Source organism: Imperialibacter roseus (assembly GCF_032999765.1).
Taxonomy (GTDB): domain Bacteria; phylum Bacteroidota; class Bacteroidia; order Cytophagales; family Cyclobacteriaceae; genus Imperialibacter; species Imperialibacter roseus.
Window position 1 is genome coordinate 5,111,089 of sequence record NZ_CP136051.1, and the last position, 26,425, is coordinate 5,137,513.

A 26,425-nucleotide genomic window follows, 5' to 3' on the forward strand; every position below is an offset into this window, starting at 1 on the left:
AGTCCTTTTTTGAGTTGTCCTTTTGTAATCTACTGAATTTTAGAATGTTCAGTTCTTCAATATAACGTTATTGGTTGTTGCAGTAAGGGATTTAACGATTTTTAACACATGGGTTGCTTAAAGTTGCGGATCGGTAAATCACGGAATGGCTACGGAGAATTCAGATGTTGGTTGGGGTGAAAAAAGTCGGGATTTTTTGACTACGCAAAGACGACGAGAACAACCGCCGGCTTTGCTACTTAGTGTGAATTAGTTCGTGCAACACGTTCAAAAGAAAACTGCTTCAACATCTCATCCAAACTCCCGCACGCTTCCGGTTGCAGCCCCAGCCAACCACCGAGCTTTCGGAACAGTTTTGCCTTGTCCTGCGAAAACTCATCCAACACTGCTGACGACCGCTGCGACTTGGAAAGCTTCACTCCCCCGTCCAGGATCAGCGGGTGATGAAAAAATTCTGCATGAGAAAAAGTGCCCAGCCCCAGCTTTTGAGCCAAATACAGTTGCGCCACCGAGCTTTCAAAAAGGTCCTCTCCCCTCACAATAGCGTTCACCCCAAAGTGCACATCATCAACCACCGAGGCCAGGTGATAGGCCGGAATGCCGTCTCTTCTTCTGACAACAAAATGAGATTGAGCATATGACAGCTTTTCTACAGTTGTATCATTTTTGAATCTCTTCATTTGAACCACTGCCATTCCTTCGGTCTTAAGACGCCAGCTGATATCAGGGCCATGGAGCTCAAGGCCTTTGTGCTGACATATTCCCTCGTAGTTGTGCGCTTCAATGAGCTTTTTCACCAGCTTTCGGGAACAATCGCAGCCGAAAACCGCCCCTTCGTTCTCCAACTTTTGCAAAGCAGCCTCATAAAGCTCCATGCGGCGAAGTTGGGAAAATTCTTTTTCAAACTGCTCAACAGAAGAAGGCCCCAAATCCCAATCCAGCCCGAGCCATTCCAGCGTGCGAAAAATGTTCTCAACGTACTCCGGCCTCACTCTTTCCTGATCCAGGTCGTCGATCCGGAGTAAAATTTGCCCATTGTTTTTTCGGGCCAATAACCACGTGATTAGAAAGGAATAGACATTGCCGATGTGTAAAAAACCACTGGGAGTGGGTGCAAATCGGGTAATGGGCGCAGGTAGCTGTAACTTTTGCAAACCGTTTACAAACGTTGTTTTTTCCGTTCGTCTAAGTTCGGCTGGTAAAAACGAAAAAGCCAGATTACTTCAATGAATATTTGACAATCAAAATCTAATAAATGAACGTCACTTCGAACCGCCACCAGGCGGGAGAAGTCTCCTCAAGGTGACTCTGATCTCCACGGGTAGACTTCCCTCGTAGGACTTCTCACACTAAACCGTTTACTATGAAAAGGATTCTTACTGTTTGTTTTATGCTGGCGTGTGCCCCCGCACTGTTGATGGGCCAGGCCAAAAAGTACAGTGCCAAACAAATTGAAGCGCTGAAAAAAGAAGCGGCCGCCAAGGTTGAGGCTAACGCCAAACTGGCCCAGGTAATGGTCGACAAGGTATTTAGCTTTTCGGAGCTCGGCTTTCAGGAAGTGGAAACATCGAAATACCTTACGGGTATTCTCGAAGAAAATGGCTTCACCATCGAACAAGGCATTTCAGGCATTCCTACAGCGTGGTTTGCCAAATGGGGCAACGGCAAGCCAGTCATCGCTATCGGCTCCGACCTTGACTGTATCCCAAAAGCATCGCAGAAGCCTGGCGTAGCCTACCACGACCCGATTGTGGAAGGTGCTCCCGGGCATGGTGAGGGGCACAACTCCGGCACACCGCTCAACATTGCCGCCGTGTTGGCAGTGAAGGAGATCATGGAGCGGGAAAAAATGTCAGGAACGCTGATCGTTTGGCCTGGCGTAGCGGAAGAGTTGGTAGGCACCAAAGCGTTCTACACCCGTGACGGCTATTTCGACGATGTGGACATTTCCATCTTTACACATGTGGGCAACAACTTTGGTGTTTCCTACGGGCAAGCCTCCGGTACCGGCCTGATTTCGGTGGAGTACTCTTTTGAGGGTGAGGCGGCTCATGCTGCTGGCGCCCCCTGGAGAGGTAAAAGTGCTTTGGATGCCGTAGAGCTTACTTCTATCGGCTGGCAGTACCAGCGGGAGCACCTTGATCCGCTGCAGCGCTCACACCACGTGATCAAAGATGGTGGTGATCAGCCCAATGTGGTGCCTTCCAAGGCTTCCATCTGGTTTTACTACCGCAACGTGACCTACCCAAAAATCATGGAGATGTATGAAAAGGGCAATCGCATTGCCGATGGTGCCGCCATGATGACAGGCACCACAGTCACCCGCAGAGTGCTGGGCAGCGCCTGGCCCCGCCACTTCAACAAAGTGATCGCAGAAACCATGTACGAAAACATCAAAAAGGTCGGTCTGCCTACCTGGAGTGATGACGACCAGACTTTGGCTAAGGCGCTGCAAAAGGAGCTCGGCAATCCCAAGCAAGAGGGGCTACCGACGGCACTTGACACGTTGAAACCACCGACACGCAATTTCGTGAGCGGTGGCTCTGATGATATTGGCGACATCAGCTGGAAGCTGCCAACAGTTACCATGCGGTTTCCTTCCAACATCCCAGGGCTGCCAGGTCACCACTGGGCCAATGCTGTAGCCATGGCCACACCTATTGCCCACAAAGGCGTGGTGGCAGGTGCCAAGGCTGAGGCCATGACGTTGGTGGATTTTCTACTGAAGCCAGAGCTGGTAACACAGGCCTGGGACTATTACCGCAATGTGCAGATGATGGACACTGAGTATAAGCCGATGATTGCTGACGATGAGAAGCCGGCAACTCATTTGAATACCGAAATTCAGGATGAATTCCGTCCACAGCTGAAGCCGTTTTACTATGACGAAAGCAAGTATGGCACTTACCTGGAGCAGTTGGGCATTAAGTACCCGACGGTGAAGAGTGAGCAATAAAATTGTCAATAACTGATCGAAAAAGGGCCGTTTTGAAGTGGCCCTTTTTTGTTTCATGAGTAAATCCCCGTTCTACTTACCTCCACAGTCACTTAAAAAGACATTATTCGTATATTTGAGAAAACCATGGTTTATGAAGGCATTTGAGTTCACAACCAAGATTAAAAAGAATAAGATCGATATTCCCTCCAGGCTTCAGAATGAAATTGCTCAATCTGAAGATGGAGCTGCGAGAGTAATTATTTTACTGGAAGAGTCGCCCATTCGTGATGAAAGTGCGCTAGGGCAGCTGGTGGTTGAAAAATTTCTTGAAGGTTATGATGAGTCTGATGCTATTTATGACACCTACAAGATAGATGAGTAGGCTCAGTTTTGGTGATGTTGTGCTCCTGAAATTTCCTTTCACTGATAATTCTGCATCAAAAAGAAGGCCTCCGCTAGTCATCAGCGATTTTGAAGACGGCGATATTATCGTTTGCAGAATCACCAGCAGGCTATACCAAATCGCTTTCGATATTGTCCTGACTAACTGGGAAAAAGCAGGTTTAAAACTCCCCTCAATAGTACGAATCCATAAAATAGCTACACTGACCAAGAACATGGTCGAATTGAAAATGGGAGAAATTCATAGGACGGACAAAGATAAGGCAAGAGAGCTAGTCGGTAAGTTGTCTGAGAGTAACGCTCACTAGAAAAGTAATCACTTGGGCAGGTCACAGAAAAGAACTTGTTCAAGCTCCACAGGCTGGTTACATTGTCTTTTGAACCAAAACCAACCTATGAAAAAATTAATCCTCCTCAGCCTCGCCATTCTATCTGCAACAGGCATCTCTCTTGCCCAAGACCAGTACATCTTCCCATTCGGCGGTGGTTCCAATAAGTTATTCATCAAAGAAATAATCAAACTCACCGGTAAGGAGCGCCCGAAGATCTGCTACCTGCCAACCGCCTCAGGCGACAGCGAACAAGGAATTATCCGCTTTTACGAGCTGGTGCATGACCTGTCAGTGGAGCCGTCGGTGCAAAAGGTGTGGATCAGCTCTTACAACCAGAAGCAGACTTTCGAAGAGGTGCTCTTAAATGTCGATGCTATTTATGTCGGCGGCGGTAATACCCTCAACATGATGGCCATCTGGAAGGCACAGGGTATTGACCTAGTACTCAAAAAAGCGCTTGAAAAGGGTATCATCCTGGCTGGCGGCAGTGCTGGCTCACTTTGCTGGTTCGATAATGGCACCACCGACTCCCGCCCCATCGAGTTGAGCGTAGTGGAAGGCCTTGGATTTTTACCCTACAGCCACAGCCCACACTACGATGCTGAGGAATTTCGCAGGCCGTTGTACATGAAAAACATCGAAAACGGCATTTTCAAAGCTGGCTACGCCATGGACAACTACTCAGGCATCATTTTCAAGAATGGCAAGCCCTTCAAGGTGGTGGCCACCAAGCCCGAAGCCAATTGCTACTTCGTGTCGATGAAGGATGGCAAAGTAGTAGAAGAGAAGCTGGAGAAGGTGATTTTGGAGTGAGCTGGCCTATCTCGCTCCAAAAAATCCCGTGGTTCGTGAAGCTATTTCCACGCTTAGTACTTTTATATATATCCAGGCGCAATCCTTTCGTCAGGTTATAAGCTGACAATTCACTTGATTTTGTCAAATTATAACCTTACTTTTGTATTATAAAAGTCAGGCTATATCCTTACATAATGAAAGCTAAAAGGCTACAGTTAGATCAACTCGAAAGAAAACTAAAGGTATATTCGAGCATCAAAAGCACGCCTATTCCCCCAACGGGTTGGATAAAAACCGTTCGACTAGCCTTGGGTATTTCGCTACAGCAAGTAGCTACCAAGCTCTCCATAACCAGACAGAGCGTCCTTGAAATAGAGAATAGGGAGAAAAACGGGAGCATCACCATCAAGTCATTGCGTGAAGCGGCCAATGCCCTGGATATGGATTTGGTATATGGTTTTGTGCCAAAGGATGGCTCACTGGATGCGCTTGTTGAAAGAAAGGCCAGAGAACTCGCCACGAAAATTGTGCGCCGAACTTCCAATACCATGAAGCTGGAAGCTCAGGAAAATTCAGAGTCAAGGTTAAGAATGGCCATATCGGAAAGGGCATCTGCGCTAAAAAGTGAAATGCCAAAGGTGTTATGGGATTAGATTTTGAATACATCAACGGTCAAACCCCGCTGGATGAGGAGGAGAGGGAGGGACTTTTGATAGAAACGATAGCAACAAGGACTGAATTGGATGAATTCGAGCAGCAAAACATTGAAGATGCCATTCAGTGGACTTTGGGCCGTTCTTTCAAGCCTGAAACAATTTTGACTGAGTCGTTTATACGAGGCCTGCACCGGCGGATGTATAAAAATGTATGGAGCTGGGCAGGTGAATTTAGAAGGACAGATAAAAATATTGGGATAGACAAATGGCAAATCGCCACTGCTCTAAAGGCACTTTGTGACGACGCGGCATTTTGGATTAAAAACGAAACCTATTCGCCGGATGAGACGGCCATACGGTTTAAACATCGGCTTGTCAGCATCCATTGTTTTCCAAATGGTAATGGTCGACACAGTCGATTAATGGCAGACGTAATTATTGACAAAATATTTAAGCAACCCGTATTTACCTGGGGAGCTGGCGATCTTGCCAAGCTAAGCGACAGCAGAAAAGAATATTTGCTAGCATTAAAAGAAGCAGACAAAGGTCGGCTGGATGAACTCTTAAGGTTTGTCCGGTCATAAGAACCAAAGCGGCGGAAGGTGATTTTGGAATAATTATCTTTAAAGCCCGAAGTGCTATATTCGGCCATTTATCAAACCAGTCAGTATGAAGTTCACTCTTATCGGGGTTATTTTTTGCTCTTCGCTGCTTTCGTGCGCTGCCAACGACGAGCGCTACCTGTTTTTTCTGCACAACAAGTGGTTAGAAGATCATGAGTTTAATGAAGGTCATCCCAAATACGGCAGGGCTGAGTACCAGGAGATCGTAAGCGCCTTCAAGAAAGAAGGTTTTACGGTGATCACTGAAAAGCGCCAGCCCAATACCGACGAGAAAGCTTACGCCCGCAGAGTGAAGGGGCAGATCGATAGTCTACTGCAAATGGGTGTTGAGTCAGTTGAAATCACGGTAGTTGGCACGTCTAAGGGCGGATTTATTGCACAGTATGTTTCTACCTACGCCAGAAACGAACAGCTGAATTTTGTTTTTATCGGCAGCTCCTTTAAAGGGCTGGTGGAGCAAATTCCTGACATTGACCTGTGTGGTAATATCCTGGCGATCAACGAAAAAACTGACCATGGCTCTGTGTCTCTTGCTGGCAGAATAGAAAAGTCCACCTGCCATATAGCGCATTTCAAAAACATCGAGCTCAACACCGGCAAAGAGCACGGCTTCCTCTTTCCACTGATGAATGAGTGGTTTGAGCCTGCTGTGAAGTGGGCCAGAGAAGATTACCAGTAATATCACCGACGATGCGCCGGTGGGTGAAGACACCCCACCAGAACGGCGATATCATCCTGCATCACTTCAAGTACTTATCCGCAAAAATGATAAACTGCGCCCAATCGTAAAAAGTAAGGTCATGAATACCGGTGCGGTTGTGATACGACAACGGCCAGGCAATGATCGGGCTATCAGGCTTTGGGGGTGTGGCGGGCAGGTGCGACTGCCGATTGTAAAGGTTGAACACCGGCTCGGCGTTTTTCATGGCCAGGTAGGTGCCGGTGGGGTCGGCCCAGAGGTCTTCCGTAGCATTGGTGGCATAGACAGGACGAGGCGCTGCCAGGGCAATCAGCATGTGCTGATCGACAGGGAGTGCCGCTTCGTTACCGTTGTATTTTTTGTAATTGGTATTGAACCAATGCGGAAAAGCGGTATTGATAACCTCCACCGTTTCCCCAAAATTCCGTTTTGATAAAGCCGCTCCGGTATTGCCCGAGCAGTTGGTGACACACATGGCAAAGCGCTGGTCTTGCGCTGCTGCCCACAAAGAAGCTTTTCCCCCACGGGAGTGGCCGACTACAATAACGTTCTTGTGGTCGACGGTCTCCTCTTTTTCGAAATAATCCAACACCCGGCTGGCCGCAAAGGCCCAGGCCCCGATGGCTTTCATGCCATTGTCTCTGGCTAACTCATTCGGGAAAAGCCGCAGCAAACCATTCTGATAAGTGTTTTTGTCATCCGGTGCTGCATCGCTGACATGGAAGGCTGCAATGCCATAGCCCGCCGCAATTACCTGCTCGGCAGGCCAGAAGCCCATGATGGTATCTCGTGAAGCCAGGGTATTTTTCGGGCTTCGGTTATTGATCAGCAGAAAAGTGGGCACAGCTTTTTTCGCCTGCTGTGGCGTGAAAAGCACCACATGGATGGTGGCCTGCTGCCCGTTGTTGTAAATAGTCACATCGGTTTCCTTCAGGTGAGCCGCTCCCTGCATCACCCCGGGCTGGTCATTGAGGACCTTAAACGAGACACTATCGAATGTTTTCGGCATCGTGCCGTATACATTGTCTTCGAATAGCTGTAGTATTTCCGACCGTCTTGAGGTTTCCCACTGGCTCTTGTTCTTGATCGTTTTGCCATTGCTGTCTACCAGCAGCGGCGGTAAGGTGTAGGTGTAGGTGCCTGCTTTGGATTCGTCGTAATTTTGGGCCAGTGCAGGTTGGAAAACGAAAAGGATTAGGGCAATTAAGGTCAGTAGTCTGTTCATAACACATTTGGAAAGTGGAGGGTAAAAGGTACGAAAATAGCAGGAGGTTTACAGGATGCACATCACCGATCTGGAAGTCCCTTGAGCCGCCAAAGCAACAAGAAAATGAACAAACAAGGAGAATTGAGCGATTGCTCAATGTCAATGCTCAAACTTTAACACCCTAGTAATATCATGAATGACTCAAATTGTATTAGAAGAACAAGACAGTTCTTATATTCAATTTCTATTACCAATTCTGGCGAATGAAGAATAGCTTTTTGATTGCTTTGGGTTTGATGATTTTGTTTCAAGTTAGGGGCCAGCCAGTTAGGTTTATGTATTCAGATGCTGTAACTGATACAGTACACTATTTCACCCCAATCCTGAAACGCCTCATATCTGAAGGAAAAATTGACACTACTGAAAGGACGGATGAAAAATTCGTGTTCTGGTCAGACTTAGAGCGAAATAGAATCAGGCTTTTGCTTTTTGAAGAGCCAGTAATTGAGGAGGCAGAGTCCGTAATGCTTCGAGTTTGTTATTTTCCGTGCCACGACGTTAGCAGAATAGTTAGAATCGAGAATTCTCCAAATGGGTATCGGGCGGTGTGTAAAACCGAAGCTGACAATTCATATAAACTATCATACTTCAATCAGAAAAAACTAACTAGCCGGGAAATCTCAAAATTACGAAGGGAAATCAAAAAAATGGGAGAAGAAGTATGGCCAACTTACAAGAGTGACATTTTTAAGAAGTCGGCGATCACAGATTCTCTGAAATTTAGATTTCAGATGAGTGAATTTGTACTAGACAGTTCGCTATTTCGAAGAAATCTTGACCTCATGACTTATCTTAAAATCGGAGAATTAGACCCCTTCATTTCCGAAAATATGGAGATGTATAACCGTTCACATTTTTGCGCTCCCGATTGGATCCTTGAGTGGAGGGAGAATGGACAATACAAGGTAATCAAAAGGAGTAACCCAAGTTTTGAGCTAGAATCTCTGCTACATGAATTTTTTCGCTTTTGCGACGGCAGCAATTAGTTAGCCCAACAGTAGCCTAGAAAACCTGCAAAGCCGTTGGCCACCTACTCCGCCAAAACCTTCCCCCAAATCCCGTGTTTTCCCTATATTGAAACACTACTTACTTCAACTACATATGATACGTCGCCCTACCCTCCTTATCTTGCTGCTTCTTGCTGTTTCCAGCATCTACCAGCCAGCTTTTAGCCAAAGCACTCAGAAAACCTTCGTTTACGGCGATGCCCTGCCAGATGCCCCCGAGCTGTCCGTTAGAGGCAGCAATGCGGTGGGCGTGCAAACCATAGAGGTGGTCAACAAAAACCAGGTGGATGTGCTGAGCTTTGCCAAAGACAGTTTAGCTCGATACGACAGAAAGCTGACGCTGGAGGTCTGGTACCCAACCACTGCACCGGCAGGGCTCATTACCTACGATGAAGTGATGGGCCAAAACTGTAATCCTGAGCGACCGATCATTCCTTTTTCCTTTTCTGGAAGAGCTACCCGCAAGGCAGCACCGCTGTTGAAAGACGGCCCTTACCCGCTGATCATTGTATCACATGGCTACACTGGTTCCCGCTACCTGATGACCTACCTCACAGAAAACCTGGCGTCCAAAGGGTATGTGGTGGTGTCTATCGATCACATGGAATCAACCTTCAGAGATGCCGATGGCTTCCCCAGTACCCTGCTCAACCGTTCATTGGATGATCTTTTTGTGCTGAACGAAATCGCCAGGCTTAGCAAAGACAAAGGTTCGTTTCTGGCAGGGCTGGTGAATACCGGCAACACAGCGCTCGTCGGCTACTCCATGGGTGGCTATGGTGCTGTGAATGTGGCCGGAGGTGGCTACAGTCCACAAGCCGTGGAGCTATTTGGTGGCATGGCGGGGGGTAGCAAGGCTTTGGCCGTACGAATGAGGGGCAATGCTGCTTTTGAAGCTTCCATCGATCCGAGGATCAAAGTAATTGTGGCCTTTGCTCCATGGGGCATGGAAAGAGGACTTTGGGATGCAGAAGGATTAGCCGGTATCAAGATTCCGTCGCTGTTTGTCGCTGGCAGCATGGACGATGTGTCGGGCTACGAAAAGGGCATCAAAGCTATTTATGAAGGCGCTGTCAATTCCGACAGATATATGCTCACATACATAGACGCACGGCACAATGTGGCGCCCAACCCACCGCCCGTGGAGGCTATGCAGCCAGGATTGAATATCAACGAATACCTGCGCTACGCCGACTCGGTGTGGGACATGCGCCGCATCAATAATATCAACCAGCACTTCGTGACTGCCTTTCTGGGTATGCATTTGAAGGGGATGGCGGAGTATAAGAAGTACCTGGATGTGCCTGTTGAGTCAAGTGCAGAGGTGTGGACGGGCTTCAAGCCAAGGACTTCCATTGGTTTGCAGATGGCGCACGATGCACCGGAGAAATAGGCCGTGGTGCCCGTGGTGCACACAGCCTTAGCTGGTGGCAACACATGCAGGGCTTGAGGGAGCGACTTTCTTGAAGTAGAAGATCCCTACGGGATGGCTGGAGTGGAGAGAACCGTTGTTACAACATCCATTCAGATCCATGATTTTTATTAATCAATAACAATTTTCAAAAGAGACTTGCGCAAGTAAATGCTTGCGCATATATTTGCAAGCAAACACTTGCATATTATGGAGGCCAGACGAGACGTATTTCAGGCAATAGCAGACCCCACCCGCAGGGAAATTATTGGCATGGTGGCTCACCAGTCGCTCAATGTGAATGCCCTGGCGGAGAAATTTGATGTAAGTCGGCAGGCTGTGTCACTCCATGTAAAGATTTTGCAGGAGTGCGGACTCATCTCCATCCGTCAGCAAGGAAGGGAGCGCTACTGTGAGGCCAAACTGGAAGGCCTCGCCGAAGCCTCGGCTTGGATAGAGCAATACAAGCAGTTTTGGATGAGCAAATTCGACTCTCTGGATAAATACCTGACCAAAATTCAATCAGAAAAAAAGACCGACAAATGAATGCACCAACAATTTCAGACAAAGACAAGCTGAGGCTGTCTTATGAGTTCAACGCTCCAAAGGAGCTGGTATTCAATGCCTTCAGCACAGCCGAAGCACTGAACGAATGGTGGGGGCCTGTAGAAACGAAGAACAGCGCCATTAGCCTCGATTTCAGGCCAGGTGGCGTGTTCCATTTCAGTATGAAGTTTGGCGAACACGTGAACTATGGAAGATTTCTCTTCAAGACGGTTAATGCCCACGACCTGTTAGAGTTTACCAATGCATTTGCCGATGAAAAGGGCAATCCTATTCCGGCTCCTTTCGATGTAAAGCTGCCAGTAGAAATTTTTTACAGCCTTCGGTTTACCGAAACAGGCGGCAAAACAAGTATCGAACTAACAGGAGAACCGTTCGATGCTACACAAGAGGAAATTGACGGTTTTAATTCCATCGCCGAAGATATGCAGCGGGGCTTTGGTGCGACTTTTTCCAAATTGACCGACTTTCTTAAAAAATAACACCATGGCAAAAGATCATTTAGATACTTCAGACAGAGAGCTACGGATCTCCAGACTGTTCAATGCCCCCATTGAGCTGGTGTGGGAAGTGTGGACTGACCCCAATCACCTGAAAAACTGGTGGGGGCCGAATGGCTTCACAACCGACATCAGTCAAATGGACGTGCACCCCGGCGGACAATGGTCGCAGGTGATGCATGGGCCAGACGGCACCGACTACCCGAACGAAAGCATTTTCAAAGAAGTGATCAGGCATAAAAAAATTGTGTATAAGCATGTCTCTTCTCCATCGTTTTTAACGACGGTTGAGTTTGAAAGTCAGGGCAAAAAAACACTGATGCACTGGCACATGCTGTTCGAAAGCAGGGAGCAATTCATAGAAGTAGTGAAAAAGTACGGTGCCGACGAAGGCTTGAAACAGAACATCGAAAAACTTGCCCAATACCTGACAAAGTTTGTCGCCAAAAAATGACAACTATGAAGAATTTGTCTCAACCAATAATACTGAGCCTTGGTGTGGCAGTTGCCCTGCTGGCTTCATGCAGTACAAAAAATAATGAGCCGATGGAATCAGCAAAATCAACTGAAAAGCCTGCTTACTTCAAAAGCGGTTATTCGGACGTCAACGGCCTGAAAATGTACTACGAGATTCACGGTGAAGGAGAGCCGCTCGTACTTATCCACGGAGGCGGTTCAACTATACAAACCACGTTTGGCAATATTATCCCCGAACTGGCGAAAAACCAAAAGCTCATTGCCGTTGAGCTACAGGCCCACGGCCACACCAGCGACCGGGATGCCCCGGAAACATTTGAGCAGGATGCGGACGACGTGGTTACACTTCTGCAAAATCTGGGCATTGCCAAAGCTTCCTTTTTCGGCTTCAGCAATGGAGGAAATACCACGATGCAAATTGGCATCCGCCACCCTGAAATAGTAAAAAAACTGATCATCGCTTCAGCTTTTTTCAAAAGAGAAGGCATGTTTCCAGGGTTTTTTGATGGCATGGAGCATGCCAGCCTCGATAATATGCCGGCCGACCTGAAAGAAGCATTTTGGGCAATCAATCCTGACTCTACTAAACTCCTTGCCATGTTCAATCATGATAAAAATCGGATGCTCGGGTTTCAGGATTGGGATGTGGCTTTGCTGCAATCTATTCAGGCACCATCGCTCATTATCAATGGCGATCAGGATGTGGTGCAGAACAGTCATGCCTCCCTTATGGCAGCGCTGATTCCCAATGCCAGGTTAATGATACTACCCGGCAATCATGGCTCGTATATGGGGCAGGTGGAAGGATCTTATCAGGGAAGCAAAACGACCGAGTTGACGTTGTCAGTGATAGATGAGTTTTTGAAGAGTGAGTAGCCCGAATCGGTGGTGCCGACAGCCCTTGCCGGCCGTAGCACAAAGAAGGAATCAGGATGGCCATTCGAGGTGCATAAGATTCCTTTGTGATAGCTGGTGTGGAAAGACTGGATGCTCATTATGCGCTGAACAAAAAAATACCCCTCTGATCCTATCATAGACCAAAGGGGTTTCTTGCATTCCTCCTGGGAAGTCTTCTACTAAAATCTATAGCCGGCTGAAAGGCCAAAGCCTGTGTTTTTGACGTTGGTTTTGTCGTTGGCGATTCTATTATCGTCGGGGTTGATTTTCACCATACCAAGTTGCGAGTTGAGCTGAAAAAACAAACCACCAGCCATCTCATAGCCAAACAGAATATTTCCCCCAAAATCGAGTGGCTTAAAATAGGGGGTTAGCAATGCATCGCCGTCATTCACTTCATTGGTGAATTCAATGTCATTGTTGACTTCTACAGAACCAGACACATAGGTAGCCTTGCCACTAACAGCATACCCCACGTAAGGCCCAAAGCCCAGCATAATATAGCCATTACCCACCTGGCTTTTGTACACCAGATTCAAAGGCAGTTCCAAATACGAGAGTCTGTAAGTACTCGTCACTTGTCCTGTTGTATTTTTGGCTCCCTTGGTGCTGAACATCAGCCCTGGCTGAAAGTAAAACTCAGGAGCAATGGGTATTTGGATATTAAGGCCAGCATGAAAACCAGCCAGTAGGTCATTCTCAAGTTTGTCTCCGTTAAAATCTTTTCCATTAAAGTTCTGTAAATTAACCCCACCCAGAATGGCCACACCGTCATTTTCTGATGCAGTGCTTTGAGCCATGGCCGCTGACGCAGCAAAGACCAGGGCAAGGAAGATGTATAATTGTCTTGCTTTCATTTTAGTTTTCTTAGATTGTTTGAATTAGTTAGAGGCTTCTTTGGCAGCTTCTGCCTTCATTTTTTCGTTGGCAGAGATCAGGAATTCCACCCTACGGTTTTGGGCCTGTCCGCTAGACCTACCGTTGTTGTATTTCGGCACCGATTCACCAAACCCTTTGATGCGCACCCTGTTGTAGGCGATTCCCTGGCTCCTTATGTAGTTTGATGAAGTACTTGCCCTTCTTTCCGACAAACCCTGATTATAAGACTCAGATCCTTTGCTGTCAGTATGCCCCTGCACTTCAATGTCCGTGTCGGGATAAGCGTTGAGCACTTTCACCAGCTTATCCAGCGAAGTCTTTGATTCTGACGAAAGGTCAGATTTATCAAACCCGAAGAGCACGTCGCTACTAAATTCGACCACGATGCCCTCTCCTACTCTTTCCACTTTTGCATCGGGAACGGTTTTTTCCAGTTCAGCGGCCTGCTTGTCCATTTTGTTGCCAATCAAAGCGCCGGCAGTGCCCCCAACGGCGGCTCCGATAATAGCACCCAAGGCTGTGTTTCCAGAAGCCCTGCCAATAACGGCTCCCATGGCGCCTCCACCAACTACGCCAACAGCTGCCCCTTTCTTAGTTTTATTGGCAGCACAGCCTGAAAAGACCAAAGCCACGCTTAAAAGGAAGATCAAACTCTTACTTGAATTTTTCATACTTAGCTACTTATTGATTGATGTGGTAGTGAGTCACCCCGAAGTATTCAGATCGGATAAGGCCCACCTTTTGAGAGAAGGAATATTTTCATCAAAAGTAGGCTCCTTGAAGCCGCTGCGAGTTACACATCTGTCTATATGAGTTGCATAAATCACGCATTGGCTTAGAGGTTCTGTCGCAAAACGGAAAAAGGGAGGAGGGGCTGGTGCCTTGTTTGAAACCGAAAATTTGTAATTTATCGGCAGGTTGCGTGTGCACTTTCTTTGCCAATGGCAGACCAGTTCTTTCACCGTGCCAGCTGCCTTTATAACCGCATGTAATGAAAACCTTATTTACGTTAATTTTCATAATTGCCGCCTTGCCTCTCTTTGCACAGGACACTGAAATAATTGGAGTTGTGTTTCACGATGTCAACGGCAATGGCAGAAAAGATGCCAAAGAAGCCGGGCTCCCCAACGTTACCGTGTCCGACCAGGCGATTACCACCGTTACTGACGAAAAAGGCGAATTCACACTGACGTCTACCACCGATTTTCCTTATGTTTTCATCACACAACCCACAGGCTATACCGGCAAGTACTACTACCCAAAGGCTGCCACTGTCACGTTTGCATTGGCAAAAAGCAAAGACCAGAAGGAATTCACCTTTATCCATGCCTCCGATACGCACGTGGACTCACTGAACCTGCTCAGGATAGCCAGACTCCGGCAAATGGTGGATTCCATTGGGCCAGCTTTTGTCATCGTCTCTGGCGACCTCATCAGGGATGCCCTCCGGGTGAACGAAGCTACCGCCAGCAACTACTACAAAATGTACTTGGCGGAAATAAGTAAATTCAGCATGCCGGTATATAGCGGCGTGGGTAATCACGAGCTTTTTGGCATCGAAAGAGACAAATCTCTGGTGAGCAGCGAACACCCGTTGTACGGCAAAAAGATGTTCCGACACTTCCTTGGGCCTGACTATTATTCTTTCAATTATGGGGGTATACACTTTATTTCCATCGATGGGGTGGACTATCAAAACCTGTACTACTTCGGAGGAGTTGACTCACTTCAATTAGCCTGGCTGGAAAATGACCTGAAATATGTGGCTCCGAATATGCCCATCGTTACGTTCAACCACATTCCCTTTGTCTCACCAGGCTTTTCTTTCCAGGACTATGACAATGACGTCTTCTATGGGCCTAGTTTGTTGATGCAAAATGGAAAGCTTGAGCATCGGCATATCGTTTATAACTATAATGAGGTAAGAAAAAGAATTGGAAAGAGGCCGTACCCATTGGCTCTGTCCGGGCATTACCATGCCGCCATGGAGGGGGCAATGATTGGTGATCAAACCAGATTTGTGCAAACTTCAGCCATTACCCGACCAGGTGAGTTTGAGCATGAAGCCGGTTTTACTGTGCGTTCAGGGTTTACGGTTTATAAGGTGAAGGACGGGGAAATTGTGTCGAGTGAGTTTGTGCCTCTCAACCTGCCTTAGCGATTCGGTAATATTGACGGGTCATACGTTTCCCCTGCTGCTACCTGCACCATGGTGATGCGCACTTTGGTTGGAAAAAAGTGCTCATGATCGGCTCGCTTGTGGGCGTGGCCCTGCCCCCCACTGTCATCTTTGATCACGAGATCCATTTGTTTGATGCCCTCACTCCAGATGATCGACTCGTTCTCCCAGAATTCCGTCATGGGAACGTCCACTTCGTAAACTCCTTCTGCTGTATAAAGGCCGGTATTGGTGCAGCCGTAGCCGTTGCCCTGGCCTTTGTTGGGAATGTAACACAGCGTCCACTGCGTGGGGTAGCCTCCGGCAGGCTTTTCCATCACTTCCAGTCGAATGTGCACCGTTCCGTTGCGGTAGTCAACAGGCGAAGTCCAATCGGTAGGCCGCTGGGTATTGAGCATATCGCCTTTTACGTAATAGTGCGACTTGCTGGGTGTGGAATTGTCTGCGTTCTGTTTGCTGTAAGTGAATTCTGTATCGAAGAGAAGGAATTGCTTGGGCTGCTGCGCCAGGAGCAGCGTGGGGAGGGACAGGACAAATAGGAGAGAAAGCTTTTTCATAGGATGCTGCTTAACGACGTAATGTGTGAGAAAGATACTCAACAGAATTGACAGTTGGGTTAAAAGAGTACTGATGAACAGAGCAATCGCCGCTATTTATACCCGGTTGGGTATATTTATTACCTTCTGATGAAAATTATACCCTAAAGGGTATAATTTTATAGTTCTCTGATTATTTTATACCCTTACAGGTATAATCTAAAGATTATTGACTATTTTTATACCCGTAAAGGTATAATATTAAGATATGGACTTAAGCCAGTTCGTTAAAGAGAAAAGAAAGTCGCTGGGACTGACCCAGGAGGAGTTGTCAGTAAAGGCTGGCGTGGGGCTGAGGTTTGTGCGTGAGATGGAGCAAGGAAAACAAACTTTACAAATGAGCAAAGTCAATCAGGTGTTGAAACTCTTCGGGTATGAACTCGGGCCAAAGGCAATCAACAGAAGTGCGCTACTCGATGAAAAAAGCTAAAATATACATGCATGGTGAGTTGGCCGGATTCCTTGCTGAGGACGATGAAGGCTATCATTTTGCGTATCAAAAGAAGTATGTCACCGAAGGAGGAGAGCCCATTAGCCTGACCATGCCACTTACAGACAAGGTTTATCACAGTGCCATGCTGTTCCCCTTTTTTGATGGCTTGATCCCTGAAGGTTGGCTGCTGGAAATAGCCGAGAAGAGCTGGAAGATCAATGTCCGAGACAGAATGAGCTTGCTATTGGCCACCTGCAGAGACTGTATCGGGGCTGTTTCTGTTGAACCAGTAGACGCTGAAGAGAATGAATAGAAAATCATGCCTCTATTGCTATCAACCTCTCATTGGAGAAGACCTGGCGACTCAAGCGGGGGATGCTGGCTTCCATCCATCGTGTAGTAAGAAGTTTTTTGGGACGGCTGCCCCTCCAGAACTACCCTTCACAGAGAACGATATGTTACAACTTGCTGAGCAGATTATCAAAAGCCACAAAGCAGTCACTGGCGTCCAGCCGAAGCTATCTCTCAGAATTGAAAACGTAAAAAACAGTCAGGTTCCTGAAAGGTTTACCATAGTCGGTATATGGGGTGAGTACATTTTGAAGCCACAGACAGAAGCATTTAAACACCTGCCGGAGAACGAAGACCTAACGATGCATTTGGCAACCCTATGTGGAATAAACACCGTGGAGCACTCGCTAATAAGTCTCAAATCAGGGCAGTTAGCCTACATCACCAAACGAATAGATCGAAAAAAGGTATCAGGAAAAAGTGTCGCTGCCAGGAAACTGCATATGGAAGACATGTGTCAACTGACCGAAAGGCTAACCGAGCACAAATACAAGGGGTCTTATGAACAGATAGCAAAAACCCTCCTCAGATACTCGGCAAATCCCGGCCTTGACGTCATCAATTTTTACGAGCAGGTTATCTTCTGCTTTCTGACAGGCAATAATGATATGCATCTCAAGAATTTTTCATTGTTAAAAGCCGACAGAGTGAATTATAATCTTTGCCCCGCCTATGATCTGGTAGCATCGGCCCTGGTATTGCCAGAAGATGATGAAGAGCTTGCGCTGACTTTAAACGGAAAAAAGAAAAAACTGAAAAAAGCTGATTTCGACACTGCCATGTTATCTGCGGGAATCGAACAAAAAGCCATGGACAATATTTACAGGAGATTTTCCAACTCGCTAGCCAGATGGGAGGATTTCATTGACATCAGTTTTTTGCCTGAAGACATGAAGGTGAATTTTCAAGAGTTGATCAACTCGAGATTTGATACGCTCGGACTGTGATCCGGAAAGCTGCTATGCTACCACCCCATCCTTTTCTTTAGCTCCGTAATGTGCGCCAGGTGGTGCCTGCCATGCCAGGAATACATAGCTAACACAGTGGCCAGCCTGGATGTCTTTCCTGAGGCTGGATGAACAAAAGCTCGTTGGTAGTCTTGTTCAGACATCGCCTTTAATAGCACCACCCATCGCTTGTGGAGCATTTCAAGCAAATCGAGAGAAAGATCTATTTCTCCATGCGCTGCATCGGGTAGCTCAGCCCATAGCTGTTCTTCGTAGGGTCTGATGGTCGGATTGTCCTCTGTGAGCGCCAATCTGAAGCGCATATACGAATTCATATGGCTATCAGGGATGTGGTGCACTACCTGCCGTATCGTCCAACCGCCGGGGCGGTAGGGAGTTTCCAACTGTTCCTCAGAAAGGCCCACGACTGCCGTCCTCAATTGCGAGGGCAAATGGGCAATGTCTTCTATCCAATGGCTACGCATCGCCAGCGATGTATCTTTTGGTGGGATAAAATCACCTATTGGGTATTTGAGCGCTTCGAGGTTTTCCATGGATTCGTGTTGAAAAAATTGAAAGATGAATTTAAAAAGAAAGCAACCAGCTTAGCAAAATATTTTATTAACCCTCCAAGGATTCAAACCCATTGGAGACCTCAAACTTCAAACCGCCTCCTTCTTCGCAATTCCCTCCATAATCACCTCCGCATGTACCCTGGAGTTTTCAATAAACCATTTGTTGGTTTTCAGGCCTCCACAGATGACGCCTGCCAGATAAATGCCTGGTACGTTGGTTTCCATGGTCTCGGGATTGTGAACAGGTGTCAGAAAATCATCGGTGCCAATTTCGATGTTCATACTTTTCAGAAAGCTGAAACTAGGCTGGTAGCCCGTCATGGCCAGCACAAAGTCGTTTTCGAGGGTCTTCATGCCCTCCGGCGTCACGATGTCTACTTCCGTTTCTCTAATGGCAGTCACTTGTGATTTAAAATAGGCCTTAATCGACCCTTCTTTGATCCGGTTTTCAATGTCCGGCTTCACCCAGTATTTTACCCTTTCGCCGATCACATCATCCCGGATTACCATCGTCACTTCCTTCGCTCCTTTTCGGTAGGTTTCCAGTGCCACATCAACCCCTGAGTTGGCCGCCCCAATCACCAGCACCTTCATCCCAAAATAGGGATGCGCTTCTTTGTAATAATGCCTTACTTTGGGCAAGTCTTCGCCGGGCACATTCAGCAAATAGGGCAAGTCGTAAAAGCCGGTAGCCAGGATCACATTGCGGGCTTCAAAGGTGGCTTTGGAGGTGGTGATAACAAAAAAATCACCCTTCTTCTCCACACTATTGACAGGCTCATACAGTCGCACATTCAATTTCCAGGAGCTGGTCACCCGGCGGTAATATTCCAGGGCCTCCGGTCGGGTAGGTTTGGGATTGTGAGAAATGAACGGCACCTCCCCTATTTCCAATTTATCCGAAGTAGAAAAAAAGGTCATATTGGCCGGGTAGTTATAAATAGAGTTGACCAGGCAGCCCTTATCCACAATCACATAACTCAAGCCTCTTTTCTGAGCCTCTATTCCGCAAGCCAGCCCAATGGGGCCCGCACCTATCACAAATACGTCTAACATCAGTAATATTTAAAACCTAACCTTATGCCAACCCCAAATTCGGCCAACAGGTTTCATCTGCAACGTTCAATTAGCTATCGCCATAAATTTTATAAACACCCTGCCGCAAGGCGTCGCCTTCCTCAGAGCAAATGAAGCCAATGGTCTTGGCAATTTTTTCTGGTTTCACCCACTTGTTGAAGTCGGCATCGGGCATGTTCTTTCTGTTGGGAGGCGTGTCGATGATGCTGGGCACCACGACGCTTGAAGTGATGTGTTTACCCTTGCCTGATTCGTTGAGGATGTCGGACAGGTTAAACAACAAGGACTTCGAAAGTGCATAGGGCAGCGTGTCTTTTCCAGCCGCAGCTTGAATGGCCGGCCGGGCACCTGCAAACACCAATCTACCTCCGCCTGTTTTTGCCATTGTTTGAAACGCTGGCCTGGCTGTGAAATAGGCTGTATAAAAGTTCAGGTGGAGCATTTTGTCGAGATCAGTACCATCAGTATTTTCAATATTTCCCATGGCAAAGCCACCGACCAACATAATCACCGCATCGAGGCGTCCATGTTTGGCAACTACCTTGTCTATGGTGGCTGAAGCCGCTTTCTCGTTGGTCAAATCAGCCTCGACAAACTCAGCTTTAGTCGGTCCTTTTGGTAAGTGACCGGGCACCGCCGTGCCTATCACCTTGTAGCCCAAGCTTGAAAACTCGTTCACAACTGCCTCGCCAAGATTTCCCCCGGCTCCTGTAATCAGCACAATTTTCTGCATAACATTTTCTGTTTTGCCTGGTCAAAATAAGATATTGCAAGATGTAATATTTGAGCCTCCTATGCCAGCAGACAAGACGTCGTTTTTCCAGGATGTGTACGAAGTGGCTCGACTGATCCCCAAAGGTCGGGTAACAAGCTACGGTGCTATTGCTAACTATCTTGGCACCAAGGGCAGTTCCCGCATGGTTGGCTGGGCGGTGAACAGCGCTGGCATGCCCGACGACGTGCCGGCACATCGGGTGGTAAACAGGGTGGGAGTGCTTTCCGGCAAACACCACTTTGGAGGCTCCAGAATGGAAGATCTATTGAAGACAGAAGGCATTGAGGTGAACAATGACAAGATCGTGGCGTTTGACAAGTTATTCTGGGATCCGATGAAAGAACTAGAGTAAACGGGGAAGCACCAAATGGCAAAAGACAAATAGCAAGTAAGCTCCAAGTGCTAATTGCTGAATTTCAAAACACCAACGCCTCCCTTCGTATCTATACGTCCACTTTCTCTAAGCACCAAGTGGCAAAAGAGAAATAACATATGAGCTTCAGGTACCAACTCCTGAAATTCAAAACCATCACTCCTTCCTTTCTTGCCACCTGATGCGGCTTTTGAGCAGCCTTAGCTTAATACTAACTTTTGTAGTAATTTATTCCAACATTTTTTGCATAATGTTTTAGTATTACTAAATTTGATAGCAAATACTACCGCTATGAAAATGTTCTACAAAGTTCAGCTTCCTGCGTCACAGCCAGTGGCTTCTTATGTACACCAGTGCAAGCTGTATATACAGCAGAGAGCCGGGAAGTTCAAGTTCATGACCTCAGAGGCGTTCATTTCACTTTTTTCCTTTGAGGCTGAAGTGGCCGACGAGCAGCAATTGATCAAGGCACTGAGAAAGGCGGCAGCTTATCTCGATACTTTCGATGTGTCGCTTAATGGCTTTTCTCACTTTCCACAAAGCCGCACTCTCTTCATAAAAGTGGAGAATGCCAGAACGCTGAAGGAGAGAAATAGACTTTTTCATGATGCCTTTCTTTCTATCACAAAAGACATGGGCATCGACATCAGTAATATGACGTTTACCGATCATCCACATTTGACAATTGGTGCCGATTTCGACAGCAAAATCTATGGCTCTTTATACAATGCGTTTGTTCAGCATCGTTATCACCAGGGCTTCAGAGCCGAAAGCGCTTTACTCGTAAAGTATATCGGTAGAGGAAAAAATAAAGTGCTTTCTAAAGCGCCCTTTCAAAAAGTTTCCAGGCATCGGCCTCCTTTTATTGAAGCACCAACCGCCTCAAAGGAAAAAGGTCAAATGACATTGGAATTCAATTAGCTGTGTTAGTACCAGTGTGGGGAAACTCACACTGGAACGCCTATTTTTCAACATTCATTGCGGGTGTGAAGACACACCCTCTGGCGAATTAAACTACAGACACTGTCCTCTCTGCTACATTCGCCACAGATAATTTCTATTTTTAATGCTTTTCGTTTTAGGGAGTGTCTTCACACCCATTCAGAAAATGGAACTTGATAACATCTACTTCTACATTGCCACCATCAAGGCTTGGAAACCCCTCCTTTCCAAAGACTCGTACAAAGAAGTGCTCATTGAAAGCCTGAGGTTTTTGACACAAAGTGGGAAATTGGTCGTCTATGGCTTTGTTATCATGCCCAACCACTTCCATATCATCTGGGAGATGCTGGAATTGAATGGTAACGAACTCCCCCACACTAGCTTTATGAAATTCACAAGCCATGTGATTTTCAAAGATATAAAGGCCAGCAACCCTGGGCTACTTTCTGATTTCAAAGTTCTCTCGGTCAGCCGCTCTCACAATATCTGGATGAGGCATTCGCTTCCGATCCATTTATACTCCGATAAATTCATCCTCCAAAAGCTCACCTATATCCATAATAACCCTTTGCAGGAACATTGGCGGTTGGCAGAAAGGCCAGAAGACTATAAGTACTCTTCTGCAAGGTTCTATGAAACTGGAATCGATGAGTTTGGAATATTAACTCATATTAAGGAAAGGACATAAACGCCACGGGTGTGAAGACACACCCAACAACCATTTAGGTTCCTCAATTTGATCGCCCTCACACGGGAACATCTACTTTACGGCTGCTAATCGCCCAAAGGCCGAGGAAAGTAAGCAACCCATTCAAAAGCAAAATCTCAAATCCGAACTTATATCCCCACAGAAGGCTTTCGGAGCTAATGTTGATGAGGTACGACAACAATGGCGACAGCACGCAAACTACCGGCACATACTTGTCTGTTAACGGGCGTTTAGTGAAAAGCCCAAAGGAGAAGAGCCCGAGCAGGGGCCCATATGTATAGCCAGCCGCTGTAAACACAGAATTAATTACGCTCGAATCGTTGATGGCGTTGAAAATAAGGATGACGAAAAAGAGCAGAAAGGAAAAGCCCAGGTGAACGAGCATCCTTACCTTGTCGTTGTTTTTTACCTCTTTTTTTTCAAAACCCAAAAAGTCGACACAGAAAGAGGTTGTCATGGCGGTTAAAGCTGAATCAGCGCTACTGTACGCAGCAGCTACAATGCCCAGGAGAAAAAGCACTCCTGCAAAAGTATTGAAATGACCAAGCGCTAGCATCGGGTACAGATTGTCGGTACGGTCAGGAATAGGAATGCCTGTGGCTTCCGCATACATAAACAACAGCGCCCCCAGACTCAAAAACAAAAAATTAACGATGACCAGCACCACGCAAAACCAAAACATATTTTTCTGGGCATCGCCAATATTGCGGCAGGTGAGGTTCTTTTGCATCATGTCCTGGTCGAGGCCTGTCATCACTATGGCAATGAAGGCTCCTGCAAAAAACTGTTTGAAAAAGTTTCTGCCACTCTGCCAATCCCATTCAAACACCCGGAAGTACTCGCTTTTCACAACCGTAGATCCTATGTCTGCAATTCCAATATTCAATTCGGTACTGATGAGGTATATACTAACAACTACGGCCAGGATCATAAAGCCGGTCTGCAGAGTATCGGTCCACACAACGGTTTTTATACCTCCTTTAAAAGTATACAACCATATCAGCCCGATGGTAATGAGCACGCAAGCCCAAAAGGGGATACCAAAAGAATCAAAAATTGCCAACTGCAATACACCAGCCACCAGAAACAGCCTGAAAGACGACCCAACCACCCTGCTGAGGAGAAAGAAAAAAGAACCTGTTTTGTAAGAAGCCACACCGAACCGCTGTTCGAGATAGGTATAAATCGTGACCAAATTGAGTTTGTAATAAAGAGGCATCAACACTGTGGCAATGATCAGGTACCCAGGCAAATATCCCAACACTACCTGAAAATAGCTGAAACCGCTATTACCCACCTCGCCAGGAACACTGATGAACGTAACACCACTCAATGAAGCTCCGATCATCCCAAAGGCCACCAAATACCAGGGAGATTCTCTGTTTCCCGTAAAAAATGTCGACGAAGTAGCGCCTCTGGAGGTAAAATAGGAGATAACGAAGAGCAGTAAAAAATAACTTCCAATGACGGCGAGAACAAGAGTAGGTGTCATATCTATCGGGATGTCAGTTTATTTTCTTAATTTTGCGGGATATTCAAACCAAATTAACGAACAGAACATCACTCTGGCAAAGTAATTCATCTGGAATAAAATAAACGGAATACTAAAATGGACTGCCTTCCAGAAGCATCCAAAGATGGCAACTGAGACTGGAAGAACCACAATTCATTTAAATCACAAAAGACTATGAGTTATCAACCGCAAAAAGAAGATTTGGTTGAGGTATTGGAAGACCTTGAGTCAACCGATTTACAGGACTTAATTGTCTACAACGACGACTATAACACATTCGATCATGTGACCAACACACTGATCAAGGTTTGTAAGCACGACAAGCTTCAGGCGGAACAGTGCACGTGGATCATCCACTACAAAGGCAAATGTGGAGTAAAAAAGGGCTCTCTGCCTGAGCTGAAGCCTATGAAAGAAGCTATTTTAGAGGCTGGCATCAACGCTGAAATTCTTTAACAGCCTGCATGGAATTTCCTTCTAAACTCATTGAAGAGGCCGTAGAACAATTTTCTCAATTTCCTGGTATTGGCAAAAAGACAGCATTACGGCTGGTACTCTACCTTTTGAAGCAGGAAAAAGATCAGACAACCCGCTTTACAGAGGCACTTGACAATCTCAGGAAAAACATCCGCTACTGTGTCGAATGCCATAACATATCAGACACCGAGGTTTGTAGCATTTGCACCAGCCACCGCCGTGAGCGCTCGCTTATTTGTGTAGTAGAAGATATTCACGACGTGCTGGCCATAGAAAACACATCTCAATACAACGGACTTTACCATGTACTCGGTGGCATCATCTCACCCATGAACGGCGTGGGGCCCGATGAACTGAATATTCAATCGTTGGTAGACAGAATTGCCGGAAAAGGTGGCGAAGTGCAGGAAATCATTCTGGCACTGAGCGCCACCATGGAGGGAGACACGACGTCGTTTTACATTACCCGAAAAGTGAGCGATAAAGGAGTGAAGGTTTCCACCATTGCCCGTGGCATTCCATTCGGTGGCGAGCTGGAGTACACCGACGAAATCACCCTTGGACGAAGCATATTGACCAGGGTAAATTATGACCTTCCCGCATCATAAAGCCCGCCCATTACGAGAAGCTAAATATTAGCCTGCTTTCGAAAGAATAATTTCGATAATCTCAATCGATCTGCTGCATATTTTTGAAAGTCCTAAAAAAGCCCGGGCGCTTGGCATAAGCGATTCATAATCTTTAATTTGCGCCGCAATTACACCCGATCAACATGAGTTTCTTATCTAAAAGAGTAAATGCCCTGGCCGAATCGGCCACGCTGGCGATGGCTAAAAAAGCCAGAGAACTGAAGTCAACCGGCGTTGACATCATCAGCCTAAGCTTAGGCGAACCTGACTTCAAAACTCCCAAACACATCCAGGAGGCGGCAAAAGCAGCCATTGATGAAGAGAAGTATTTTGCCTACTCGCCTGTAGCCGGCTACCAGGATCTCCGTGAGGCCATCGCCGCTAAATTCAGAAATGAAAACGGCCTTGAGTCGAAGGCAGAAAATATCGTGGTGTCTACTGGTGCCAAGCAGTCGATCTACAACCTGATGTCGAGCATCCTCGATCCGGGAGATGAAGTGATCATTTTCTCTCCCTACTGGGTGAGCTACTCTGACATCGTTCAGCTTTGCGACGGCAAGTCGGTATTGGTGTCGGGCACAATCGAAAATGGCTACAAGCCCACTCCGGCACAATTGGAAGCTGCCATTACGCCCAGAACAAAAGCATTGCTTTACTCCTCTCCCTGCAACCCTACCGGATCGGTTTTCAGCAAAGAAGAGTTTAAGGGCTTTGTGAAAGTGCTGGCCAAGCACCCACAAATCCTTATCCTGGCTGACGAAATCTATGAGCACATCAACTACGTAGGCAAACACATCAGCATCGGCACTTTCCCTGAAGTTAAAGACCGCACGGTGACTATCAACGGGATGGCCAAAGGCTTTGCAATGACCGGCTGGAGAATTGGATACATCAATGCACCCAAGGAGGTTGCGCAGGCTTGCGAAAAAATTCAAGGGCAGGTAACGAGCGGCACTAATACGATAGCACAGAGGGCAACTGTTTCTGCGCTGACTTCGGGGCTCGAGGCAACTGAGAAAATGTCAGCCATCTATCGCAAGCGCCGGGACATGGTATATGACCTCCTGAAAGAGGTTCCAGGCCTGAAAGTGAACATGCCGGAGGGAGCCTTTTATTTCTTCCCGGACGTCAGCCACTATTTTGGCAAGAGCGACGGTGAAATGACCGTAAAAGATGCTGATGATTTCTGTATCTACATTCTGGCCAAAGCCCATGTGGCATTGGTAACTGGCAGTGCGTTTGGCGACCCAAATGCGGTAAGACTTTCTTATGCTGCGTCAGAGGCCGAACTTCAGGAGGCAATCAAGAGAATTAAAGCGGCGCTGGCTGTTCTGAAATAACATCTTTTGAATACAATTGTCATCTTGAGCTTGTCGAAAGAGATTATTGAAACCAAATCGT

The 26,425-nt window shown here is 46.8% G+C and carries 32 protein-coding genes; 23 read left to right on the plus strand and 9 right to left on the minus strand.

Annotation, left to right across the window (positions count from 1 at the left end; all coding sequences use genetic code 11):
• Nucleotides 1-239: 239 nt before the first annotated feature.
• Nucleotides 240-1,154, minus strand: a complete 915-nt coding sequence (locus RT717_RS21545) for a glutamate--tRNA ligase family protein (RefSeq protein WP_317488422.1) — start codon at nucleotides 1,152-1,154, stop codon at nucleotides 240-242.
• Nucleotides 1,155-1,363: 209 nt separating this feature from the next.
• Between RT717_RS21545 and RT717_RS21550 the strand changes: the two genes are divergently transcribed.
• The 7 genes from RT717_RS21550 (at nucleotide 1,364) to RT717_RS21580 (ending at nucleotide 6,425) form a co-directional block, all read left to right on the plus strand.
• Nucleotides 1,364-2,956, plus strand: a complete 1,593-nt coding sequence (locus tag RT717_RS21550; RefSeq protein WP_394854104.1) for an amidohydrolase — start codon at nucleotides 1,364-1,366, stop codon at nucleotides 2,954-2,956.
• Nucleotides 2,957-3,089: 133 nt separating this feature from the next.
• Entirely contained in the window at nucleotides 3,090-3,320 is a 231-nt protein-coding gene (locus tag RT717_RS21555; RefSeq protein WP_317488423.1) for a hypothetical protein, read from the plus strand.
• Nucleotides 3,313-3,648 carry a type II toxin-antitoxin system PemK/MazF family toxin gene (locus RT717_RS21560; protein ID WP_317488424.1) on the plus strand — a complete coding sequence of 112 codons (336 nt, stop codon included), beginning with the start codon at nucleotides 3,313-3,315 and terminating at the stop codon, nucleotides 3,646-3,648. The genes RT717_RS21555 and RT717_RS21560 overlap by 8 nt, the downstream gene beginning before the upstream one ends.
• A gap of 87 nt (nucleotides 3,649-3,735) precedes the next feature.
• Entirely contained in the window at nucleotides 3,736-4,485 is a 750-nt protein-coding gene (locus RT717_RS21565) for a Type 1 glutamine amidotransferase-like domain-containing protein (protein WP_317488425.1), read from the plus strand.
• A gap of 176 nt (nucleotides 4,486-4,661) precedes the next feature.
• Nucleotides 4,662-5,120 (plus strand): mobile mystery protein A, encoded by a 459-nt coding sequence (locus RT717_RS21570; protein ID WP_317488426.1) that lies wholly within the window; start codon nucleotides 4,662-4,664, stop codon nucleotides 5,118-5,120.
• Nucleotides 5,111-5,707 (plus strand): mobile mystery protein B, encoded by a 597-nt coding sequence (locus tag RT717_RS21575; RefSeq protein WP_317488427.1) that lies wholly within the window; start codon nucleotides 5,111-5,113, stop codon nucleotides 5,705-5,707. Before RT717_RS21570 ends, RT717_RS21575 begins: the two co-directional genes overlap by 10 nt.
• 85 nt (nucleotides 5,708-5,792) lie before the next feature.
• Complete coding sequence (locus tag RT717_RS21580) at nucleotides 5,793-6,425, plus strand: alpha/beta hydrolase (protein ID WP_317488428.1); 633 nt, start codon at nucleotides 5,793-5,795, stop codon at nucleotides 6,423-6,425.
• 61 nt (nucleotides 6,426-6,486) lie between these two features.
• Here RT717_RS21580 and RT717_RS21585 read toward each other — a convergent pair whose 3' ends face one another.
• The gene (locus tag RT717_RS21585) at nucleotides 6,487-7,671 is read right to left on the minus strand and encodes an alpha/beta fold hydrolase (protein WP_317488429.1); all 1,185 of its coding nucleotides are present in this window, start codon (nucleotides 7,669-7,671) and stop codon (nucleotides 6,487-6,489) included.
• 245 nt (nucleotides 7,672-7,916) lie between these two features.
• On the opposite strand from RT717_RS21585, the gene RT717_RS21590 reads away from it, so the two are divergent.
• The 6 genes from RT717_RS21590 to RT717_RS21615 all read left to right on the plus strand — a co-directional run bounded on the left by RT717_RS21590 (nucleotide 7,917) and on the right by RT717_RS21615 (nucleotide 12,548).
• Nucleotides 7,917-8,699 (plus strand): hypothetical protein, encoded by a 783-nt coding sequence (locus tag RT717_RS21590; protein WP_317488430.1) that lies wholly within the window; start codon nucleotides 7,917-7,919, stop codon nucleotides 8,697-8,699.
• A 115-nt stretch (nucleotides 8,700-8,814) separates the two neighbouring features.
• Nucleotides 8,815-10,113, plus strand: a complete 1,299-nt coding sequence (locus RT717_RS21595; RefSeq protein WP_317488431.1) for an alpha/beta hydrolase family protein — start codon at nucleotides 8,815-8,817, stop codon at nucleotides 10,111-10,113.
• Between the two features lie 228 nt (nucleotides 10,114-10,341).
• Nucleotides 10,342-10,677: an ArsR/SmtB family transcription factor gene (locus RT717_RS21600; protein WP_317488432.1), complete on the plus strand. Its 336-nt coding sequence runs from the start codon at nucleotides 10,342-10,344 to the stop codon at nucleotides 10,675-10,677.
• Nucleotides 10,674-11,177, plus strand: coding sequence for an SRPBCC family protein (locus RT717_RS21605; RefSeq protein ID WP_317488433.1), 504 nt, complete (start codon nucleotides 10,674-10,676; stop codon nucleotides 11,175-11,177). Before RT717_RS21600 ends, RT717_RS21605 begins: the two co-directional genes overlap by 4 nt.
• Before the next feature lie 4 nt (nucleotides 11,178-11,181).
• Nucleotides 11,182-11,649, plus strand: coding sequence for an SRPBCC family protein (locus tag RT717_RS21610; protein ID WP_317488434.1), 468 nt, complete (start codon nucleotides 11,182-11,184; stop codon nucleotides 11,647-11,649).
• Nucleotides 11,650-11,654: 5 nt separating this feature from the next.
• Nucleotides 11,655-12,548, plus strand: a complete 894-nt coding sequence (locus tag RT717_RS21615; protein ID WP_317488435.1) for an alpha/beta fold hydrolase — start codon at nucleotides 11,655-11,657, stop codon at nucleotides 12,546-12,548.
• A 200-nt stretch (nucleotides 12,549-12,748) separates the two neighbouring features.
• On the opposite strand, the gene RT717_RS21620 is transcribed toward RT717_RS21615, so the two are convergent.
• Together RT717_RS21620 and RT717_RS21625 are read right to left on the minus strand one after the other, a co-directional pair.
• Nucleotides 12,749-13,426, minus strand: a complete 678-nt coding sequence (locus tag RT717_RS21620; protein ID WP_317488436.1) for a porin family protein — start codon at nucleotides 13,424-13,426, stop codon at nucleotides 12,749-12,751.
• A gap of 24 nt (nucleotides 13,427-13,450) precedes the next feature.
• Complete coding sequence (locus tag RT717_RS21625) at nucleotides 13,451-14,119, minus strand: OmpA family protein (RefSeq protein WP_317488437.1); 669 nt, start codon at nucleotides 14,117-14,119, stop codon at nucleotides 13,451-13,453.
• Between the two features lie 320 nt (nucleotides 14,120-14,439).
• Between RT717_RS21625 and RT717_RS21630 the strand changes: the two genes are divergently transcribed.
• The gene (locus RT717_RS21630; RefSeq protein ID WP_317488438.1) at nucleotides 14,440-15,606 is read left to right on the plus strand and encodes a metallophosphoesterase; all 1,167 of its coding nucleotides are present in this window, start codon (nucleotides 14,440-14,442) and stop codon (nucleotides 15,604-15,606) included.
• On the opposite strand, the gene RT717_RS21635 is transcribed toward RT717_RS21630, so the two are convergent.
• Entirely contained in the window at nucleotides 15,603-16,184 is a 582-nt protein-coding gene (locus RT717_RS21635; protein WP_317488439.1) for a hypothetical protein, read from the minus strand. The two genes, RT717_RS21630 and RT717_RS21635, sit on opposite strands and share 4 nt — an antisense overlap.
• Nucleotides 16,185-16,431: 247 nt before the next feature.
• On the opposite strand from RT717_RS21635, the gene RT717_RS21640 reads away from it, so the two are divergent.
• The 3 genes from RT717_RS21640 to RT717_RS21650 are packed head-to-tail and all read left to right on the plus strand — an operon-like array spanning nucleotide 16,432 to nucleotide 17,954.
• Nucleotides 16,432-16,653: a helix-turn-helix transcriptional regulator gene (locus RT717_RS21640; protein ID WP_317488440.1), complete on the plus strand. Its 222-nt coding sequence runs from the start codon at nucleotides 16,432-16,434 to the stop codon at nucleotides 16,651-16,653.
• Nucleotides 16,640-16,969, plus strand: a complete 330-nt coding sequence (locus tag RT717_RS21645; protein WP_317488441.1) for a HipA N-terminal domain-containing protein — start codon at nucleotides 16,640-16,642, stop codon at nucleotides 16,967-16,969. Before RT717_RS21640 ends, RT717_RS21645 begins: the two co-directional genes overlap by 14 nt.
• The gene (locus RT717_RS21650) at nucleotides 16,962-17,954 is read left to right on the plus strand and encodes a HipA domain-containing protein (RefSeq protein WP_317488442.1); all 993 of its coding nucleotides are present in this window, start codon (nucleotides 16,962-16,964) and stop codon (nucleotides 17,952-17,954) included. The genes RT717_RS21645 and RT717_RS21650 overlap by 8 nt, the downstream gene beginning before the upstream one ends.
• 17 nt (nucleotides 17,955-17,971) lie before the next feature.
• On the opposite strand, the gene RT717_RS21655 is transcribed toward RT717_RS21650, so the two are convergent.
• From RT717_RS21655 to RT717_RS21665, 3 genes are all read right to left on the minus strand, one after another.
• Nucleotides 17,972-18,508, minus strand: a complete 537-nt coding sequence (locus RT717_RS21655; RefSeq protein WP_317488443.1) for a YfiT family bacillithiol transferase — start codon at nucleotides 18,506-18,508, stop codon at nucleotides 17,972-17,974.
• 108 nt (nucleotides 18,509-18,616) lie between these two features.
• Entirely contained in the window at nucleotides 18,617-19,585 is a 969-nt protein-coding gene (locus tag RT717_RS21660; RefSeq protein WP_317488444.1) for a YpdA family putative bacillithiol disulfide reductase, read from the minus strand.
• Nucleotides 19,586-19,655: 70 nt separating this feature from the next.
• The gene (locus RT717_RS21665; RefSeq protein ID WP_317488445.1) at nucleotides 19,656-20,339 is read right to left on the minus strand and encodes an SDR family NAD(P)-dependent oxidoreductase; all 684 of its coding nucleotides are present in this window, start codon (nucleotides 20,337-20,339) and stop codon (nucleotides 19,656-19,658) included.
• A 61-nt stretch (nucleotides 20,340-20,400) separates the two neighbouring features.
• Between RT717_RS21665 and RT717_RS21670 the strand changes: the two genes are divergently transcribed.
• The 3 genes from RT717_RS21670 to RT717_RS21680 all read left to right on the plus strand — a co-directional run bounded on the left by RT717_RS21670 (nucleotide 20,401) and on the right by RT717_RS21680 (nucleotide 22,384).
• Complete coding sequence (locus RT717_RS21670; protein ID WP_317488446.1) at nucleotides 20,401-20,733, plus strand: MGMT family protein; 333 nt, start codon at nucleotides 20,401-20,403, stop codon at nucleotides 20,731-20,733.
• Between the two features lie 312 nt (nucleotides 20,734-21,045).
• Nucleotides 21,046-21,675, plus strand: a complete 630-nt coding sequence (locus RT717_RS21675) for a 2'-5' RNA ligase family protein (RefSeq protein ID WP_317488447.1) — start codon at nucleotides 21,046-21,048, stop codon at nucleotides 21,673-21,675.
• Between the two features lie 187 nt (nucleotides 21,676-21,862).
• Entirely contained in the window at nucleotides 21,863-22,384 is a 522-nt protein-coding gene (locus RT717_RS21680) for a transposase (protein WP_317488448.1), read from the plus strand.
• Between the two features lie 58 nt (nucleotides 22,385-22,442).
• Here RT717_RS21680 and RT717_RS21685 read toward each other — a convergent pair whose 3' ends face one another.
• The gene (locus RT717_RS21685; protein ID WP_317488449.1) at nucleotides 22,443-23,897 is read right to left on the minus strand and encodes a sodium:solute symporter; all 1,455 of its coding nucleotides are present in this window, start codon (nucleotides 23,895-23,897) and stop codon (nucleotides 22,443-22,445) included.
• A 195-nt stretch (nucleotides 23,898-24,092) separates the two neighbouring features.
• On the opposite strand from RT717_RS21685, the gene RT717_RS21690 reads away from it, so the two are divergent.
• The 3 genes from RT717_RS21690 to RT717_RS21700 all read left to right on the plus strand — a co-directional run bounded on the left by RT717_RS21690 (nucleotide 24,093) and on the right by RT717_RS21700 (nucleotide 26,364).
• Nucleotides 24,093-24,374 (plus strand): ATP-dependent Clp protease adaptor ClpS, encoded by a 282-nt coding sequence (locus RT717_RS21690; RefSeq protein WP_317488450.1) that lies wholly within the window; start codon nucleotides 24,093-24,095, stop codon nucleotides 24,372-24,374.
• Between the two features lie 8 nt (nucleotides 24,375-24,382).
• A complete protein-coding gene (recR, locus tag RT717_RS21695; protein WP_317488451.1) occupies nucleotides 24,383-25,003 on the plus strand; it encodes a recombination mediator RecR in 621 nt (206 codons plus the stop codon).
• 164 nt (nucleotides 25,004-25,167) lie between these two features.
• Nucleotides 25,168-26,364 (plus strand): pyridoxal phosphate-dependent aminotransferase, encoded by a 1,197-nt coding sequence (locus tag RT717_RS21700; protein ID WP_317488452.1) that lies wholly within the window; start codon nucleotides 25,168-25,170, stop codon nucleotides 26,362-26,364.
• The last annotated feature ends 61 nt before the right edge of the window (nucleotides 26,365-26,425 follow it).